General features: G+C 60.8%; 11 protein-coding genes. 6 read left to right on the plus strand and 5 right to left on the minus strand.

What is annotated here, in order from left to right:
- Nucleotides 1–25: 25 nt before the first annotated feature.
- Nucleotides 26–322, minus strand: coding sequence for a hypothetical protein (locus C9427_RS06610; RefSeq protein WP_107648334.1), 297 nt, complete (start codon nt 320–322; stop codon nt 26–28).
- A gap of 538 nt (nt 323–860) precedes the next feature.
- Here C9427_RS06610 and C9427_RS06615 point away from each other — a divergent pair.
- From C9427_RS06615 to C9427_RS06640, 6 genes are all read left to right on the plus strand, one after another.
- The gene (locus C9427_RS06615) at nt 861–3293 is read left to right on the plus strand and encodes a PAS domain-containing protein (protein WP_107648335.1); all 2433 of its coding nucleotides are present in this window, start codon (nt 861–863) and stop codon (nt 3291–3293) included.
- Nucleotides 3290–3937 (plus strand): response regulator transcription factor, encoded by a 648-nt coding sequence (locus C9427_RS06620; protein WP_107648336.1) that lies wholly within the window; start codon nt 3290–3292, stop codon nt 3935–3937. Before C9427_RS06615 ends, C9427_RS06620 begins: the two co-directional genes overlap by 4 nt.
- On the plus strand, nt 3934–4323 hold the full coding sequence (locus C9427_RS06625; RefSeq protein WP_107648337.1) for a response regulator: 390 nt from the start codon (nt 3934–3936) through the stop codon (nt 4321–4323). Before C9427_RS06620 ends, C9427_RS06625 begins: the two co-directional genes overlap by 4 nt.
- Nucleotides 4324–4325: 2 nt before the next feature.
- Complete coding sequence (locus C9427_RS06630) at nt 4326–5081, plus strand: response regulator transcription factor (RefSeq protein WP_245437003.1); 756 nt, start codon at nt 4326–4328, stop codon at nt 5079–5081.
- Nucleotides 5082–5728: 647 nt separating this feature from the next.
- Nucleotides 5729–8638: an ATP-binding protein gene (locus tag C9427_RS06635; protein WP_167434273.1), complete on the plus strand. Its 2910-nt coding sequence runs from the start codon at nt 5729–5731 to the stop codon at nt 8636–8638.
- A gap of 380 nt (nt 8639–9018) precedes the next feature.
- The gene (locus tag C9427_RS06640; RefSeq protein WP_107648339.1) at nt 9019–9804 is read left to right on the plus strand and encodes a sensor histidine kinase; all 786 of its coding nucleotides are present in this window, start codon (nt 9019–9021) and stop codon (nt 9802–9804) included.
- 163 nt (nt 9805–9967) lie between these two features.
- Here the strand turns inward: C9427_RS06640 and C9427_RS06645 are convergent, their stop codons facing one another.
- From C9427_RS06645 to C9427_RS06665, 4 genes are all read right to left on the minus strand, one after another.
- The gene (locus C9427_RS06645) at nt 9968–10204 is read right to left on the minus strand and encodes a hypothetical protein (RefSeq protein ID WP_107648340.1); all 237 of its coding nucleotides are present in this window, start codon (nt 10202–10204) and stop codon (nt 9968–9970) included.
- 282 nt (nt 10205–10486) lie between these two features.
- Nucleotides 10487–11641 (minus strand): efflux RND transporter periplasmic adaptor subunit, encoded by a 1155-nt coding sequence (locus tag C9427_RS06650; protein ID WP_245437004.1) that lies wholly within the window; start codon nt 11639–11641, stop codon nt 10487–10489.
- Nucleotides 11642–11733: 92 nt separating this feature from the next.
- Nucleotides 11734–14907: an efflux RND transporter permease subunit gene (locus C9427_RS06655; RefSeq protein ID WP_107648342.1), complete on the minus strand. Its 3174-nt coding sequence runs from the start codon at nt 14905–14907 to the stop codon at nt 11734–11736.
- Between the two features lie 393 nt (nt 14908–15300).
- A complete protein-coding gene (locus tag C9427_RS06665; protein WP_245437015.1) occupies nt 15301–16026 on the minus strand; it encodes an alpha/beta fold hydrolase in 726 nt (241 codons plus the stop codon).
- Between the last annotated feature and the right edge of the window lie 1001 nt (nt 16027–17027).

Raw genomic sequence — 17027 nt, forward strand, 5'->3', positions numbered from 1 at the left:
TCCTCGCCAGGCCCCGCATTGGGCTTCAGTCAACTTTGGCCACTTCAGCTGCCTGATCTGGAATCAAGAGCACCCGGTAGGTCATGTCCTCGCACGTGAGCAGGTAGACGGTCTGATTGGGGGCGGACTCGGCCTCAATGCGCTCCGCAGAACTCGGATTTTTGCAAGGGAAGCCTTGGCTTCGCACTTGGTCGGCAACGACGCTTGCCGCGGTGTCCTGGTTTTTGGCTGTGGCGGTCGCTACGGTACTGGCGAGACAGATCGACACGAAAACGCCGGCGCCAATCGATGAAATCTGCAGCAGCGCTCGATTGCAGTTCATTGTAGTCTCCTCGTCTTATTTCACCGGCAACCGCTACCGCGGAAAATCGGCGGCTTCGACCTTGGAAGCCGTACATCGCAGACGGTCACATCGTGACCTTGGGCCGCCTTCGATCAGGTTCGACAGCAGCATACAGGCTGGCTTGTGGAACGGCTTTGTCTGCTTTGCGGCCACTGGTCCTTCCTTGCGGTTATCAGTCCTGAGGTTGCAGCGTGTACCTGTCGATGGACGCTGCATGTCCAGTCCGGGCCTGTCGGTCCCGAGGGGATGCTCGGCAGACCGGTGTCAGTCGGCCGGTGCGCCGGGGATACACATATTTGAGCGTCACCCGCTGCCGTCCGCTCAGTTCACGGTGCAACGGCAGCGGCGGGCGACCGGCTGTCCATCACGTCTTTCCATTATGCCTGGGCGGCATTCTATTCTGATATAGTGCGGTGGAAGTCCGACATCTCGGGGGACCGATCATGTTGCCTTCTTGTGGGGCGAGGCCCTGAGGTCGCTCGCGCGGCAGCAGGAGCCGCGTCGGGAGTATCCGAAAATGAAAGCAATGTCGCCGCTGCGGACATATGGCTTGGCCATAGCCATTTCCGGCGTCGGCTTGTTGGTGTTCTGGCTGGTCGGCGAACAGGAAGAAATCACCGTACGCCATACTTACATGCGTTTGGCCTTCCTTGCCGCAATTGCGATCGTGACCGGCTTTCTTATTCAAAAGGCTGCGTTGGATCGCGCCGTGTGTGACGCGCGTGAATCCGTGGAGCGCATTCCCGGACTGGCATGGATCGTCGACACGGAAGGCCGGTTGGCCAAGGTGAACACGAGCCTTCGGGATTATCTCGGCACCGGCGACACCGGTAATCTCCATTGTCGGCAGGTTATTCATCCGGAGGACTTCGACCGAACTGCAGGCCTCATGTCGCAATGCCTGGAGAATGGCCAGGAATTTCATGGCGCGTACCGGCTTCGTCGCCACGATGGCACCTATCGCTGGTTCCGTGTCGCGGCCTGCCCCAGGCACGATCGGAACGGCAAGTTCAACGGGTGGTATGGAATCTTGCTCGATATCGATGACCAGAAGGTCCAGGAGGAAGCTCTGCGCGCGAGCGAGCACAGCGTCCGGTCAATACTCGACAACATCCCGGGGATGATCGCAACCGCTGACTCCGAAGGCAATCAAGACTACGCCAACAAGACGCAAAGGGATTATTTTGGACTGGACCTCCTCGAACTGAGTGGGCTGGGCTTTCTCAGCATCATTCATCCCGACGAACGCGACAGCGTTGCGGCAGCGCGACAGCGTTGCATTCAAACCGGCGAGCCAATGGACCGCGCGTACCGCATGCGGCGACACGATGGCGTATACCGCTGGTTCCATGCGCGCCTCGAACCAATTTTCGACGAGGATGGCAAAGTCATACGCTGGTACGGCCTGTTCACCGACATCGATGACCTCAAGAGAGCGGAACAGGCTTTGGAGGCCAAAGAGCTTCAGCTCCAGCGGCTGATCGACGCTCTTCCGACACTGGTCTGGTCCGCCCACCCAGACGGGTCCACCGAATTCCTAAGCCGGAGATGGCTCGAATACACGGGCCTGTCTCAGGAGCAGGCAAGCGACTGGGGTTGGATTGCCGCCATACACTCGGACGATCGGGACCGGCTTGTCGAATACTGGCGATCTCTCCTGGCAACGGGTGCGCCGGGCGAGATCGAGGCACGGCTGCGCCGCTTCGATGGCCAATACCGCTGGTTCCTTTTCCAAGGCGAACCAGTGCTCGATGCCTCCGGCATTGTGATCCATTGGTTCGGGAGTAACACCGATATCGACGATCGCAAGCTGGCCGAGGAGGCGCTGCGAGCCAGACAGTATGAACTCCAGCAGCTTGTCGACACCATACCGACACTCGTCTGGTCCGTCACTCCCGAGGGTGAACCAGCCTACATCAACAAGCAGTTGGAAGCCTACTATGGCCGCAAGATCGACCACAGCGAGCCCAAGGAGGGTACCAAGCTGGACGGGGCACTTGGACGCCTTATGCATCCCGATGACTTGGAGGCTGTGAAGAGAAGCCTGATCCACTCATTGAAGACCGGGGAGCCTTTCGCCATGCGGTACCGCAACCGCCGGGGCGATGGCATCTATCGCTGGGTTGATAATCGCGCCCAGCCGCTACGGGACGACGATGGCCGCATCGTGAAATGGTATGGCGTCATCATCGACATCGATGACGAGATGAGAGCCCATGACATCGTTCGCGCGACGCAGGACAAGCTTTCGCGCGCTTCGCAGCTTGCCAGCCTCGCCGAGCTGTCGGCCTCGATCGCGCATGAGGTCAATCAGCCCTTGGCGGCTGTCATCACCAACAGTCACGCCTGCCAACGCTGGCTGTCGGCGGATCCTCCAAACCTGCAGCGGGCACGCATTACCGCGGAGCGAATGGTTCGCGATTCCATGGCAGCGGCCGAGGTCGTCAGCCGAATACGAGCACTGTTCAAACAGACCGCTTCGTCCAGAACTTCAATCAATCTCAACGAGGTGATCAGCGAGGTGCGTCAGCTGATGTTCGATGAAATAATCTCGCAGGGCATCTTCGTTGAAACGGATCTCGATGCGGCCCTGCCGCCGGTGCTCGCGGACCGCGTACAGATGCAGCAGGTGTTGGTCAATCTGGTCCGCAACGGGATCGACGCAATGAAGTCGACAATCGACGTGTCGAAATCACTGAAGTTTGGATCCCGCCGCCATGGAGAGAATGCTATCCTGGTCGACGTCCGCGACAACGGCGACGGAATTGCCGAACCAGAGCGAATTTTCGATCCGTTCTTCACGACGAAGGCGGGGGGGATGGGCATGGGCCTGGCAATCTGTCGCTCGATACTGGAGTCACACGACGGCCGGCTTTGGGCAGAGAACATCGAGCCAAGGGGAACGATGTTCTCGTTTACGCTGCCGATCCAATCGGGCGACGCGGCATGACCCAGGACGACTGCATCGTTTTCATCGTTGATGACGACCAGCGCATATGCGAGGCGCTGAGCGAACTTCTGGCGGCAAGAAGCCTGGCGTCCGTCGCCTTCAACTCGATTGCCGATTATCTGGCTTTTCCCCGACCGGACCTGCCCGGTTGCCTGATCCTCGATATCGAACTCCCTGATATCAACGGGCTGGAATTCCAGAAACAGACCGACCACGATCAACATCCGCCTATCGTCTTCATCACAGGACACGGCGATATTCCATCTTCTGTACGTGCCATCCAGCGCGGCGCCGTGGACTTCCTCACCAAACCGTTCAGCGAAACCGAGTTGATCAAGTCCATCCACACGGCCATCGATCGGGATTGCGACGCCCGCCTGGAGCGGGCCGAGCTTATGACGCTAAAGCGCCGCCTTTCCTCCCTGACCTCCCGCGAACGGCAGGTTCTGCCGCTGGTCGTCAGCGGTCTGCTCAACAAGCAGGCGGCTGCGGAACTTGGGATCAGTGAGGTGACGCTGCAAATCCACCGCAGCAAGATCATGCACAAGATGCAGGCTGCATCGCTGGCCGATCTCGTGAGGATCGCCGAAAGGCTGCAAGTACCAGTAACCCATTCTCGGCGCGCGGGAACATCTTCGAAATGAACGCTGCACGGAAATCAACGATCGCGGTTGTCGATGACGACGTTCGGGTCCTCGAGTCGATCGAGGACCTCCTGGAGTCGGCGGGACACTCGGTTCGTTTGTTCTCATCTCCTCAGTCTCTCCTCGAACACGACGTGTTGCGTAAGATAGATTGCCTGATTGCCGATATCGGCATGCCAGTTGTCGACGGCTTCGAGCTTCGCCGGCGAGCGCGAAATGTGCGCCCGGACTTGCCCGTCATTTTCATTACGGCGCGCCATGAAGCCACAGACCAAAGGCGCGCTGCTGCTGAGAGTCATCATGGCTTCTTTCGAAAGCCCTTCGATGCTTCAGCCCTGCTTGCGGCGGTCGCCCTGGCCGTTTTGGCCTCATCCCGAGGGGAATAGCGATGACAAGTGATCTGATGAGCCGGAAATATGAACGCTTGCTGCTGCGGCCGACGCAGTCATACGCTCGTCCGGTGGCTGCTCCCATTTATGCTCGGGCTACCCAAGATGCGTTTGTCTTCATCGTCGAGGACGATCTTTCGATGCGCGAAGGGCTGGTCGATTTGTTGGAATCCGTCGGTTTGCAGAGCCGGGCATTTTCGTCTCCGACCGAGCTGTTGAATATGGAACTGCCGGACCTTGCGGGCTGTTTCGTGCTGGATATTCGTCTGCCCGGCATCAGCGGTCTCGACTTTCAGGCCCGCCTTGTCGCAGCCGGCGTCCGTATTCCAATCATATTCATGACCGGCCACGCCGACGTTCCGATGGCGGTGAAGGCCATGAAGGCAGGTGCAGTCGACTTTCTGACGAAGCCGTTTCGCGAACAGGAAATGCTGGATGCCGTCACAAGGGCCATCGAGCTGGACGGCATGCGCCTCGATAGCGATCGGCAGGCGATCGAGACCTTCGCCCGATTTCAGACGCTAAGCGAGCGCGAACGCGAGGTGATGGATCTCGTGACGGCAGGATTGATGAACAAGCAGGTTGCCGGAAGGATTGGCGTGGTAGAATCCACGGTTAAGATCTATCGTGCTCAAGTCATGAGAAGGATGCGCGCGCAATCCCTGGCAGACCTGGTCAGGATGGCCGAGCTGCTGCGCTCGGCACCGGCTCCCATAACCAGCCTCGGGGTTATGGCGGATAGACTTAAGTGGTAGTCCAACCCGCCGATTGGATACGGATCTGTACCAAGCCAGAATGGAGGCTCGGACACACTTCCTTTATCCTTGCGCTCTGTCTCTCCGGCAGAGCGTGGAACGACATTCTGCCCGATCGCTGTCGAGGGAACCTGGAGCGGGGTCATCGATGTCGGAGTGCATGACATTCTCGACTGGAGCGTGGCCGAAGGAGATTTGCCCTTCGTTGTCGGCATGGCGGCTGACCGAAATGGCGTTCGCTCCGTTCATGGCCCAGTCGCTGCCCTTCGTGGAACCGTTGCATGAAGCGCTACGGCGAGTTTGAGCGGGCGGTCCATTCCCAGCTGCCACAGGAGCATTTCCAATGCGACGATCAGAAAGAGGGCTTGCCAGCGTCAAATGCAATACGGATTTGCGCGAGGAAAATCTCTTACCTTCGACTCGCCTTTCAGCTTTGAACGGACCTCGGTCCCAAGCCTCCTCAACAAGGGCTTGCGCATGGATTCCATTGCCGCCTACGAATTGTAGTTTCTTCGCGGCGCGCGGCGCAGCCCCGGTTGGTGGCTCTCGTTCGCTACTTCCTTCGGACGCCGCTCGACATGACACCGCATGGCGGGTCTTGACAAGCTAAAGGTCGTGAAAAGATGCAAACAAGGCCGACCGGATCTTTGAGCATCAGAGTGCCGGGAACCGGTTCGGCTGTCGTCACAAGTAGCGACCAGACAGAGACGGGTGAAGTCCTGTCTTTCGGCCCCTTTCGCTTGATCGGGGCAGAGCGGATGCTGGTCAGGGATGGCAAACCTGTTGCCATCGGCGGCCGCGCTCTCGACGTGCTGATTGCGTTGACCGGCCGACCGGGCGAGGTCGTGAGCGGGCGAGAACTGATCGATCTCGTTTGGCCGGCCGTCTTCGTAGGGGAAGCCAATCTTCGCGTGCACATCGCCGCCCTTCGCAAGGTGATGGGGGACGGCAAGGATAATGTCCGCTACATCGTCAATGTTCCCGGCCGGGGCTACACCTTCGTTGCACCGGTCCGGCGTTCCGGCGCGGGCGGCGGCACTGCGTCAATTGCTGTTTCTGCAAGTCCCGCGCGATCCCCGAATTTCCCGACGCCATTGCAACTGCTCGTCGGCCGCACCGAGACCGTGGCCACAATGTGCACGCTGCTTTTGTCGCAGCGCTTTATCAGTGTGGTCGGACCAGGTGGGATAGGCAAGACGACCGTCGCTGTGGCGGTCGGCAACGCACTGCGCCGGGAATTTGGCGACGATGCGGTTTGCTTTGTCGACCTTGGATCGCTCACCGACCCGGCTGACGTACCAAGTGCCGTGGCTTCGGCACTCGGCTGCTTTGTCCAAGGCCCGCATCACGAGCCGTACATACGCGCCTTCCTGGCTGACAAGCGGATTCTCGTCGTTCTCGATAATTGCGAGCATGTGATCGAGACGGTCGCCCCGCTCTGCGTACGCCTCCTTCACGCAGCGCCGTCGGTGCACATATTGGCGACGAGTCGCGAGGCGTTGCGTGTTGAGGGCGAGCATGTGCAGTTGCTGATGCCTCTCGACAGTCCTCCTGACGAAACGCCATCCGCCGTTCAAGCGCTGGCCTCGCCCGCCGTTCGGCTCTTCATGGAGCGGGCAGCAGCGAGTGGGCACCATGCCCAGCTCAGCGACACCGATGCTCCAATTGTTGCGAATATCTGCCGTCGGCTAGACGGGATCGCTTTGGCAATAGAGCTTGTCGCCAGTCGTGTGGGTACTCACGGCATTCAAGGAACCGCCGGACTGCTGGACAGCGGCGCCGGGATGTTCCTGCCAGGCTGGCGCAGTGCATTGCCTCGGCATCAAACGTTGCAGGCCATGTTCGACTGGAGTTTCAGGCTCCTGCCGGCGGACGAGCAGAGAGTTCTCTGCAGGCTGTCCGTGTTCGTTGGCAATTTCACGCTGGCGGCGGCGCATGCGGTCGTCGGGGACGCGGGGGGTAAGATACAGACGGTGACCTCCGCGATCGCCAGCCTGGTCGACAAGTCACTCATGCGGGTCGAGCCGACGAGCGGACTTACTCATTACCGGTTACTAGATACCACACGCGCTTATGCTGCGGCCAAGCTCGCCGAAGACGGGCAAGCGGTAGCCGCCGAACGACGTCACGCAGGCTACTTCACCGGCCTTCTCAAGCAGGGCATGGCCAAAGGGTCGGCTTTTGATGGCCACAACGTTGCCGTTCACGCTCCGCACATCGATAACGTTCGCAAAGCGCTCGCATGGAGTTTTTCGAGCTTGGATGACCGGTCCCTCGCCATTGAGCTGGCTGCCCATGCGGCCCCGCTATTTCTGGGACTTTCCCTGCTGGATGAGTGTCAGCAATGGTGCCGGCGAGCCCTGCGCGCGCTGCTGGAAGAGGATCACGGGACGCAATGGGAACTGGAACTCCAGGGAGCATTGGCGATGTCATCCATGTACTCCCGCGGCAACAGCCTGGAAGTCAGGGCCGGGATCGAGCGCGGACTGGAACTCTCCGAGATTTTGCAGGATGGAAGGCATCAACTCCAGCTGCTTTCCGGACTCTACATCTTCCTCATGCGCCAGGGGGACTTCAGCGGCGCGTTGGCGGCCGCCAAACGGAACGCTGCCGTTGCCAAGGCCAGCGGAGGTCCGATCGAAAACGCAATGACGGAATGGATGTTAGGTGGATCATATCACCTGACCGGCAATCAGGCGGCAGCGCTACGACACTGCAAGCAAGGCTCGAAGCTGGCGTCGGATTTCAGGCTGGGGAGGGTGAGCTTCTTTGGCCACGACCACCATGTATCGGGGCTCGCGACGCTCGCCAGGTCCCTGTGGCTGTGTGGCTTCGCGGATCAGGGTTGCAAAGTCGCACGTCAGGGAATCAAAACGGCGCAGAGCCACGATCACCCAGTCTCAAGTTGCATTGCTCTCATCTATCTCGTCCCTGTTTTCCACTGGAGTGGCGACTTTAGAGCAGCGCAGGAGTATACTGAAATCGTATTCGAGCAGGCTACCAAATACTCCCTTGCTCCCTATCGCGCAGTCGGCCTCGCGCTGAAAGGTGAACTCATGGTCGCGCACGGCGAAGCGTCGTCCGGCGTTGCGACCTTGCGGGCGGCCTTGAAGGCGATGGATGCCGATCAGTACCGGATCGTGACGCTGCCGACGCGGCGCGCCTTGGCTGAAGGACTGGCCCATTCCGGACAGTCGGACGAAGCGTTGGCCACGATAGGCGAGGCTGTGGCGCGTGCTGAGCAGGTTGGCGAGATATTGTGGCTGCCCGACTTGCTGCGGGCCCAAGGCGAAATCCTACTGATGCAGCCGCGACCTGACCTTGCGACGGCTGAGCGTATACTGCTTCGCTCGCTCGATTGTGCCCACAAGCAATCGGCCTTGAGCTGGCAGCTGAAAGCCGCAATCCCGCTGGCGCGCATGTGGAAGGAGCACGACCGGGGCAAGGACGCCCGCTCTATGCTCGAAGACATCTATCAGCGATTTACAGAGGGATTTGAAACGCGAGACCTCGTTACCGCGCGCCGATTTCTCGAAGAGCTGAGTTCGAGCGACTGAACTCGGCAAACCAGTCGCGTCTCGCCTTCAACCTCTTTCATGTCTACCGCCAAGCGTCTGGAGCGATCCTCCATGTGCCTATTTACGGTCTGTCTTGGCCGTGAATATTTACAGCTATTTGCAACGCTAAACTCGCGTCATGGCTCATAGGGCGCATAATCCATGGCATGAAATTCCAGGCAATCGCCACGCTGAAGGGGGGTGATGATGTTGGGATATTGCATAGCTTCATTGCACCTAACTCTCCGGCAGACTTCCTCCGCCCCAGAGGAATAGTCTTGTGGTGTCCATTCGCAAGGTCAGGCTGAATTGATCTTCTGCAGCCCTCGGTATCGCAAAACGACCAGATCGCATCCTCTTGCCGCAGGAGCCCGTACCGCATGTATGGCAAACAATCGACAACACTAAGCAATCGCGCGGTGTGCATCGCCCATGAAGTGAACCAGCCGCTTACCGCCATTCTGACCAATGCGGAAACCGCTCTCCTGTGGTTGAAGAGAGATCCGATGGATCTCGATGAGGCGACACAGGCGATCGAACGGATCATCGGCAATACCCTTCGCGCCGCCGATGTCGTCAGAGGTGTTCGGGATCTGGTCCGAAAATCCCCGCCCATGGCGGCTAACCTCGACATCAACGACTTGATCAAGGACCTCCTCAATCTCGTCAGCCTCGATCTGCGCCTTCACCACATCGCGGTCGAGGTCGAACTCGCTGAGAACCTGGAACCGATCAGAGGCGATCACGGTCAATTGGAACGGGTGGTTGCTAACCTGATCGCGAACGGCATCGAGGCGATGAGCACGGTGCAGGATCGACAGCGAAGACTGCGGATCAGCACCCGGCTCGACAAAAATGGCGATGTGCAGGTTGCGGTCGAGGACACCGGCACTGGGCTCGATCCGGCGCTTGTCGAGCGCATCTTCGATCCCCTGTTCACGACCAAATGCGAGGGCATGGGTTTGGGACTGTGGATATGCCGCTCTATCGTCACGGCCCACGGCGGCCGGCTGTGGGCCACGCCCAATCTTCCGCACGGCAGCATTTTCCGCTTCGTCGTCCCAAGCACGGTTGGGTCAAAAACAGTTGCGCCAAGTCGATGCCGGCAGACGATGCGAACGAACCGCCAGGTCGAAAGGTTTGTCAGCGGCGCTGCATGTTCATGATCTCGTTCGGCGGCATGAGAAGTCGAAAACATGCCTGGTTTGAGGAATACTCCAGGTAGCCAGGCTTTCCTGCAGGCGCGCCTTTGGCATGCGTAGGCCTCATGCTGCAGACCCCGCCGTTCCCTGAGAGACGGCGGGGCTGCGGCGAGACGGTAGGGCCTTCTCATTCACCCATGAACTGCTGGAGGAGGTTCTTGCCCGCAGTCGGATGGGCCTTGAACGAGTTGATACCGTCAAACCATCCATTCTGCGAGAAGTCGCCGTATTCGCTGCTACCACGCCCTTCGTTACGGCCGTGATCGCCATCGCGGCCGCCGTGCGACGAGGCGGCAAAGGCGCCGGTGAGTGGGATGGCGACGATCATCGCGGCAAGCGCCGCCTTCAGAGGGATAGAACGCATGATTAGATCTCCTTTTCGTTGAGGAAGGCGGCCATTTGTCCACCGCGCATTCCGGCTACAGGCACTCGGGAACCTTCGGGCTGCGATGTTCGTCTCGCCTCTGCTGTTCTCGGCCTGCATCAGTTATTTAGCAACGATCAGAAGTAATACATAGTATATCAAGGTATCATGCATGTATAATGTAGTATGGAGTGCTGGCGTTCGGCCCGTATATATGGCGCCAAGGACGATGGTCGCGATTTTCACGCCGAGCGCCCTTGAACTGAACCAGGGTGAACGGAACTAGGGTGTTCCGACGGCTGCAGGACTGATCTGCACCTTGCTGCCCTCGGCAAGTTCGACCGGCGGATTCAGGATCACCAGGTCGCCCTGTTTGACGCCGTCACGGACCTCGACCTCCGTTCCGAGATCGCGCGCCACCGATATCTTTCGAATATGCGCAACGCCGCCCTCGACCACGGCAACCTGCAACCCATCGGCGTTGAAGATGATCGCATCTGCCGACACGGAGAAGCTGGGCGTCTTGCGCGGGATCTGGAGTTCGACCGTGCAGTAGGTGCCGGGCGTGAGGACACCGTCAGGGTTAGGAATGTCGATTTCGGTCAGCAAGGTCCGCGTGCCCGGTGCCAGCGCATCGGCAATCCGCGTCACCGTGCCCGGGAAGGTACGGCCGGGGATTTCGGGGACCTGGAGCACAGCCTTGACCCCCGGGGTCAGTCCAAAGGCCTGGTCCTGGGGGACGTAAACCTGGGCACGGATCACATCCCCCTGCATGATGGCGAACAGGAAAGTGCTGTTGGTCGTGTCGGCCTGCACCAGGCTGCCGATATCGACATTGCGTTGAGTGATGACGCCGTCGAACGGGGCGACGACCTGCTGGTAGGCCTGTTGCTGGTCGAGCACACGCAGCTGGTCCTGCTGTGCATTCACATTGGCCTGCGCAACGCCGACAGCCGCCTCCTGTGCCTTGAGGCTTTGAACGTCGATCGTACCCTGCTGCTTGGTGATCCAGCCCTGGTCCACCAGGGGTTTGTCCCTTTGCCACGTCACCTTGGCAAGATCTAGATTGGCTTGTGCCTGTTGCAGCGCCGCCTGGAGCTGTCCCAAGGTTGCCTGGGCCTGCAAAATCTGGTCATCGAGTTCCGGCACCGCAATCTTGGCCAGCAACTGTCCCTTCTTGACCTTGTCCCCGATATCGACCGCACGCGTCTCGATATAGCCGCTGGCCCGTGCGAAGATGTCGGCGACGTCGTAGGCCGTTGTGGTGGCGGGCAGACTGACTTGCACGATGTCGTCGCTCGGCCTTACCGCCGCAACACGCACCTGCGGGACGAAGTCACGCGCCTGTTCGGCGGCCGCCGCGAGCTCGCGGTTGCGCGAATAGTATCCCTGGACGCCATAGGCCAGTCCCGTCGTCAGCAGGGTCAGCGCGCCCAATGCTAGCAGCCAGCCTCCGCCTCGCCGCGGCGGCCGCTCCGTTGCGCCATCCCTCACCGTGTCGTCGGGCTGATCCAGATGGTCCCTCGGTTTCATGCGATTTCCTCGTCGAAGACGCCGTGAGCCGTCTTGCCGTCCTGTCCGCTGCGCAGCATCGCGAACAGGTACGGCACGACGAGGAGCGTCGTGGGCGTTGCAAACAAAAGTCCCCCGATGACCGCGCGCGCCAGCGCGGCATTCTGCTCTTCGCCCGCTCCGCCGATCGCCATGGGGACCATGCCGACGATCATCGCGGCCGCGGTCATGAGCACGGGCCTGATCCGGGTATGACCGGCTTCGATCGCCGCGTCGAACGCGGACTTGCCCGCCAACTGCTGGTCCCGGGCGAAGGTCACGAGCAGGATGGAGTTGGCCGAAGCGACCCCGACCGCCATGATCGCTCCCATCAGTGAAGGCACGTTGAGCGTCGTGCCCGTGATGAACAGCATCGTCACGATACCGCACAAGGTCGCAGGCAAGGCAAGGATGACGACGAAGGGGTCGCCGAAGTTCTGATAGTTCACGACCATCAGCAGATAGACGAACACGGCGGCGAACAGGATGCCGACGCCGAGATCCCAGAAGGCGTCGTTCATGCTCTGGATCTGGCCTATGACCTGGATGTTGTTTCCAGGCGAAAGCTGCTTCTGCAGGTCGGCAACGACCGCGCTGATCTGAGTGGAGACACTTCCCAGATCACGGCCCTGGACGCTTGCATAGACTTCGTAGACCGGCTGGACGTTCGCCTGGTTGGCGTTGGTCGGGAGACTGTCGCGCTTGAACGTCGCGACGTTGCTGAGCTGCCCAGGAACCTGTGCACCGGCGGTGTTGATGGTTGAGGACACGGGCGTGTTGCCGAGATCGTTCAGTGACGCGATCTTGTTTTCCGGCGTCTGAACGGCGAGATAGTAGGGAATGCCCGTGGTCGGGTCGGTCCAGAAGTTCGGCGACACCTGCTCGGAGGAACTCAGGCTCACATTGATGTTGTTGGCGATCGTGCTGGCATCGAGGCCGAGCTGCGCGGCCCGCGTGCGATCGATATCGGCATAGAACGCCGGCGCGTCGACTTCCTGCTGCAGGTGTGCGTCGACTACACCGGGAATGGCTGCGATGCGGCGCCGCAGTTCCATCGCGATCCGCAGATTGGTAGCCCGGTCATAGCCGACCGTACGGACATCGATCTGTGCCGGCAGTCCGAAATTGAGGATCTGCGTGACGATATCGGCCGATTGGAAGTAGAACAGAACGTCCGGAAAGGCGCTGGGCAGCGCGGCGCGCAACTTGCGCACATAGTCGGCAGTCGGCGCGTGGCCGTCTTTCAATGCGACTTGGATCACGCCATCATTCACGCCGATAGTCGATCCATCCGTGAACGCCAAATTGTAGGCACGCGCCGGCAGGCCGATATTGTCGACGACAAGCTCCAGGTCGCGATCGGGAACGATTTCGCGGATCTTGTCCTCGACAGCCTGGAAGATCTTCTCCGTCTCCTCGATCCGGGTTCCCGCGGGGGCCCGCACATGGAGTTGGATCTGGCCGCCGTCGATCGCGGGAAAGAAATCGCGACCGACGAGCGTCGACAGCACAGCGCCCAATGCGACCACCAGGGCTGCAATGACGGGAACGATGAACCGGCGCCTGAGGAGTACGGCCAGCAGCTCGGCATAGTGCAGGCGCATGGCCTCGAAACCACGTTCGAACCTGGCGTGAAACCTGCCGAACCAGCCCGTCGAGGCGTCGTGGCGCTCTCTTTTTAGCAGCAACCCGATGGTGATTGGGGTGAGCGTCCTCGAAAGTCCATAGGATGCGAGCATCGCGAACACGACGGCAAGACCGAGCGGCGTGAACAGATATTTTGCCGGACCTTCCAGAAAGACCACCGATGTGAACACGCAGCTTATCGCCAGCGTCGACACCAGGGTCGGCACGGCGATGCCGGCGGCTCCATGCAGTGTCGCCTGCGGCAGCGTCTGTCCTTCCTCGGTGAGCAGGCGATGGGTGTTCTCGAGCGTCACCGTCGAATCGTCGACGAGGATGCCAATCGCCAGCGCCAGGCCCCCCAGCGTCATCGTGTTGAGCGTTTCGCCCAGGAAATACAGCGCCACGACCGACGACAGGATCGCAAGCGGGATCGAGATCATGACGACCAGCGTCGATCGCCACGATCCGAGAAACAGCAGGATCATCAAGGCGGTGAGCGCGGCCGCGATCACGCCCTCCCGCAGCACGCCGGCGATCGATTGCTTGACGAACACCGACTGGTCGAAGAGCTCTCTGATTTCCATGCCGGGAGGCGCCGCGGCACGCGCCGTCTTCAAGGCATCCCGAACGGCATCGACCACCTCCAGCGTCGAGGCATTGCCGTTCTTGATGATGCTGAGCAGAACCGAATGCCGGCCGTTCTCGCGAACGATGTTCTGCTGAACGAGCCATCCGTCATGGACCTGGCCGACATCCTTGACGAACACCGTGGCGCCATTCACGACCTTGACCGGAATATTGTTGAGCTCGTCGATGGTTGCCGGCGTGGCGTTGGTGCGCACGACATACTGTGTGTTGCCGATCTTGGCGGTGCCCGACGGCAAGGTCAGGTTCTGGGCGTTGACCGCGCTGACGACGTCGAGCGGCGTCAGGCCCTTGGCCAGGAGCTTCGACGGGTCGAGGTCGACCATGATCTGGCGATATTTTCCGCCCGCGGGTGTTGGCAGCGTGACACCCGGGATCGGGGCCAGTTGCTGGCGGATCCGATAGATGCCGTAGTCGTAGAGCTGCTGTTCGTTGAGGGTGTCGGAGCTCAGGCTGATCTGCAGGACCGGCACGCTAGAGGCGTTGAACTGCACCACGAGCGGTGCCTGGATTCCCGGTGGCAGGAGGGCGCGAATGGCGTTTGTCGCCGAAACGATCTGCGCGATTGCGAGGTCGAGATTCACATCCTGTTGAAAATAGATCTTCTGGACCGACAGCCCCCCTAAGGTCTGCGCCTCGATGTTCTTGATGCCATTGACGTTGGAGCTGATCGCATACTGGCTGTACGTGGTGACGCGCTGTTCCATTTCTGGCGTGCTGAGGCCGCTATAGCTCCAGATTACAGTCACCACCGGAATGTTGATTTCCGGAAAGACGTCCAACCGCATCTCGCGACTTGCGACGGCGCCGAGAAAGAGAATCAAGGCAGCCAGCACATAGAACGTGTGCGGAAATCGCAGCGCGAACCGAACGATGCCCATGTCTCAGCCGATGACCTTCCTGGCGACGTTAGTCGGAACGGCTCGAGCGATGAACGTCGCCGTGTTGCCGGATTTTAGTGAGTGTCTGCAAAATGGCTTTGCGCCCATTGCTTTGAATGTCCGGTGCTTGCGCCCAAAAAGCGTCTGCACCGAGCGTTGCCCTGTGACGCCGCCAGGCTCATGGCTGGACGCAATCCGCCCCGGCGGGCGCGACTGGTCAGTCATCGTCAGTTTGCCGGGCACGGACCGGTTTGGGCACATCAGTGCTGCGAGCGAGACCAATCCTGCCAGCGTGTGGATGCAGCGGGCAGCGGGCGGGTCGTCGCCGGGACGGCCCGCCCAGGCCGTCAGGCCCGTCCGCATCGCTTCGCCGGGGCGGTTTCAAATCCAATGTCATCGGCCCGCGGCAGCCAGAATGAGGTCGGCGACCTCCTTGGGATGGGAAACCAGCGACAGGTGGCCCGCATCGATCTCCACCGTTGTCGCGTGCATGCGTTTTGCGAGAAACCGTTCGAGGTCAGGGTTGATCGTCTTGTCCTGCTTCGACACCGCATAGAACGATGGCTTGGAATGCCATGCAGCTTCGGTGGTTCGTCCGCCGAAGATAGTCGCCGCGGTGGGTTCCTGAACCGCATACAGGACCTTCGCTTGCCTGGGTGCGACACCGTTCGCGAAGTATTTCAGGAATGATTCTTCGGACAATCTGGAGAAACCATCATTCACCTGGATGCCGGCCCGGACGGGTCCTGCGGGAAATTTTGCGGAGAGAGCGACGAAATCCTCACCGGCATCCGGCGCTCGCGCAGCCACATAGACCAGCGATGTGATCTTGGGATCCGTCCCCGCTTCGCTGATGACGGTGCCGCCCCAGGAATGCGCTACCAGCACGGTCGGCCCATCCTGCAGCGCCAGCGCCCGGCGCGTCTCCGCGACCGAGTCCGCCAGCGACGTCAGCGGATTCTGCACCGCGGTCACTTTCAGGCCGGCTGCCTGAAGGAGCGGGATCACCTCGGCCCAGCTCGATCCGTCCGCCCACGCTCCGTGCACGAGCACGACGTTGCGCGCCACGGTATGCGCGGGCTTGGGCGCGGGCCTGGGATTGTCGGCGGCATCCGCCACGGTGACCCCCGACAGGCCGAGAATGATGGCAATTGCGATGGCATTGATGATCGCGCGCACGGGTCTCTTCCTTCCGTTTTTTCAAACAATTGAACGCGCCGATGACCGAGATGAGGGCCGGCGATGCGGTAGCAAATCCTGCGGCCGGCTCCGTTGCCGGGGGCGTTGGCGGAGGCAGCTCGTTGCGACAATCCCGATTTCGCGGTTCGGCGTCTTTCAGAAACGCCCCTGCCTTTCTCGCCCCGCACGGACAGGTCCGGTGGCGAACGTGACGGGCGCGCCAGCCGTCCTAGAAGCCAAAAAAGGGCGGGGATCGCCGATGCGACCCACCGCCAGTTCGGGCGCCCGCGGGAGGAGCGGACGAGCGCCTCAGGAGTTCGGCAGAATGGCGCGTGCGCGGCGTGCATGGGAGCTTCGCCTCCAACGCAACGCTTCGCCGCGCGGAACAGGTTGGGCGGCAAACATTGGGTGAGGGGCAAAGAACAGGGCGACGAGAAGTCGCGTGGCGGAGAGCTCGTCGCCGGCCGTCGGCAGCGCCAGCATGGCACACTGCCAAATCCGCCCATCGAGCGCCCAGGTCGCGTGTCGCGCTTGCGGCAACTGCTCCGCAGCGGCCCGCACACACAGGCGGCGGAGCTGCCCGCGGCTGGGCTGAGGGAGCGCGGACAGCTTGTGACCGCTACGGTCCCCCCCACAAAGCGTGCCTAGCGCCGCGCCCCATTTCGCGAACACGAAGTCAGCTCCCCGCTCCAGCACGATTGCTTCGGCAAGATAGGGTTCCAAAACCCCAAACTGGGCCAACTGGACACTGCCGCTCGCGCCATCGGTGCCGCGACGGAACCCATCCAGCCACTTGGCTGCGACCCAGCGCGACGCGACTCCAAGGTCGCTACTGCGGAGCCTCCTGGGGGCAGATCGGCATTGGTCATGGGAAATCATTTTGCCACTCCGGTTGCTTTCGCAGTAAATCTCGTAGATGCCAGTGAACAACGAACGCCTCG

This window comes from Mesorhizobium helmanticense, assembly GCF_003034915.1.
Lineage (GTDB): Bacteria > Pseudomonadota > Alphaproteobacteria > Rhizobiales > Rhizobiaceae > Mesorhizobium > Mesorhizobium helmanticense.

Bases quoted from the DNA above. Each gene is read 5' to 3' on its own strand.
- C9427_RS06625 (WP_107648337.1), top strand. From the start codon at position 3,934: ATGAACGCTGCACGGAAATCAACGATCGCGGTTGTCGATGACGACGTT.
- C9427_RS06655 (WP_107648342.1), bottom strand. From the start codon at position 14,907: ATGGGCATCGTTCGGTTCGCGCTGCGATTTCCGCACACGTTCTATGTG.
- C9427_RS06645 (WP_107648340.1), bottom strand. From the start codon at position 10,204: ATGCGTTCTATCCCTCTGAAGGCGGCGCTTGCCGCGATGATCGTCGCC.
- C9427_RS06630 (WP_245437003.1), top strand. From the start codon at position 4,326: ATGACAAGTGATCTGATGAGCCGGAAATATGAACGCTTGCTGCTGCGG.
- C9427_RS06615 (WP_107648335.1), top strand. From the start codon at position 861: ATGAAAGCAATGTCGCCGCTGCGGACATATGGCTTGGCCATAGCCATT.
- C9427_RS06610 (WP_107648334.1), bottom strand. From the start codon at position 322: ATGAACTGCAATCGAGCGCTGCTGCAGATTTCATCGATTGGCGCCGGC.
- C9427_RS06620 (WP_107648336.1), top strand. From the start codon at position 3,290: ATGACCCAGGACGACTGCATCGTTTTCATCGTTGATGACGACCAGCGC.
- C9427_RS06640 (WP_107648339.1), top strand. From the start codon at position 9,019: ATGTATGGCAAACAATCGACAACACTAAGCAATCGCGCGGTGTGCATC.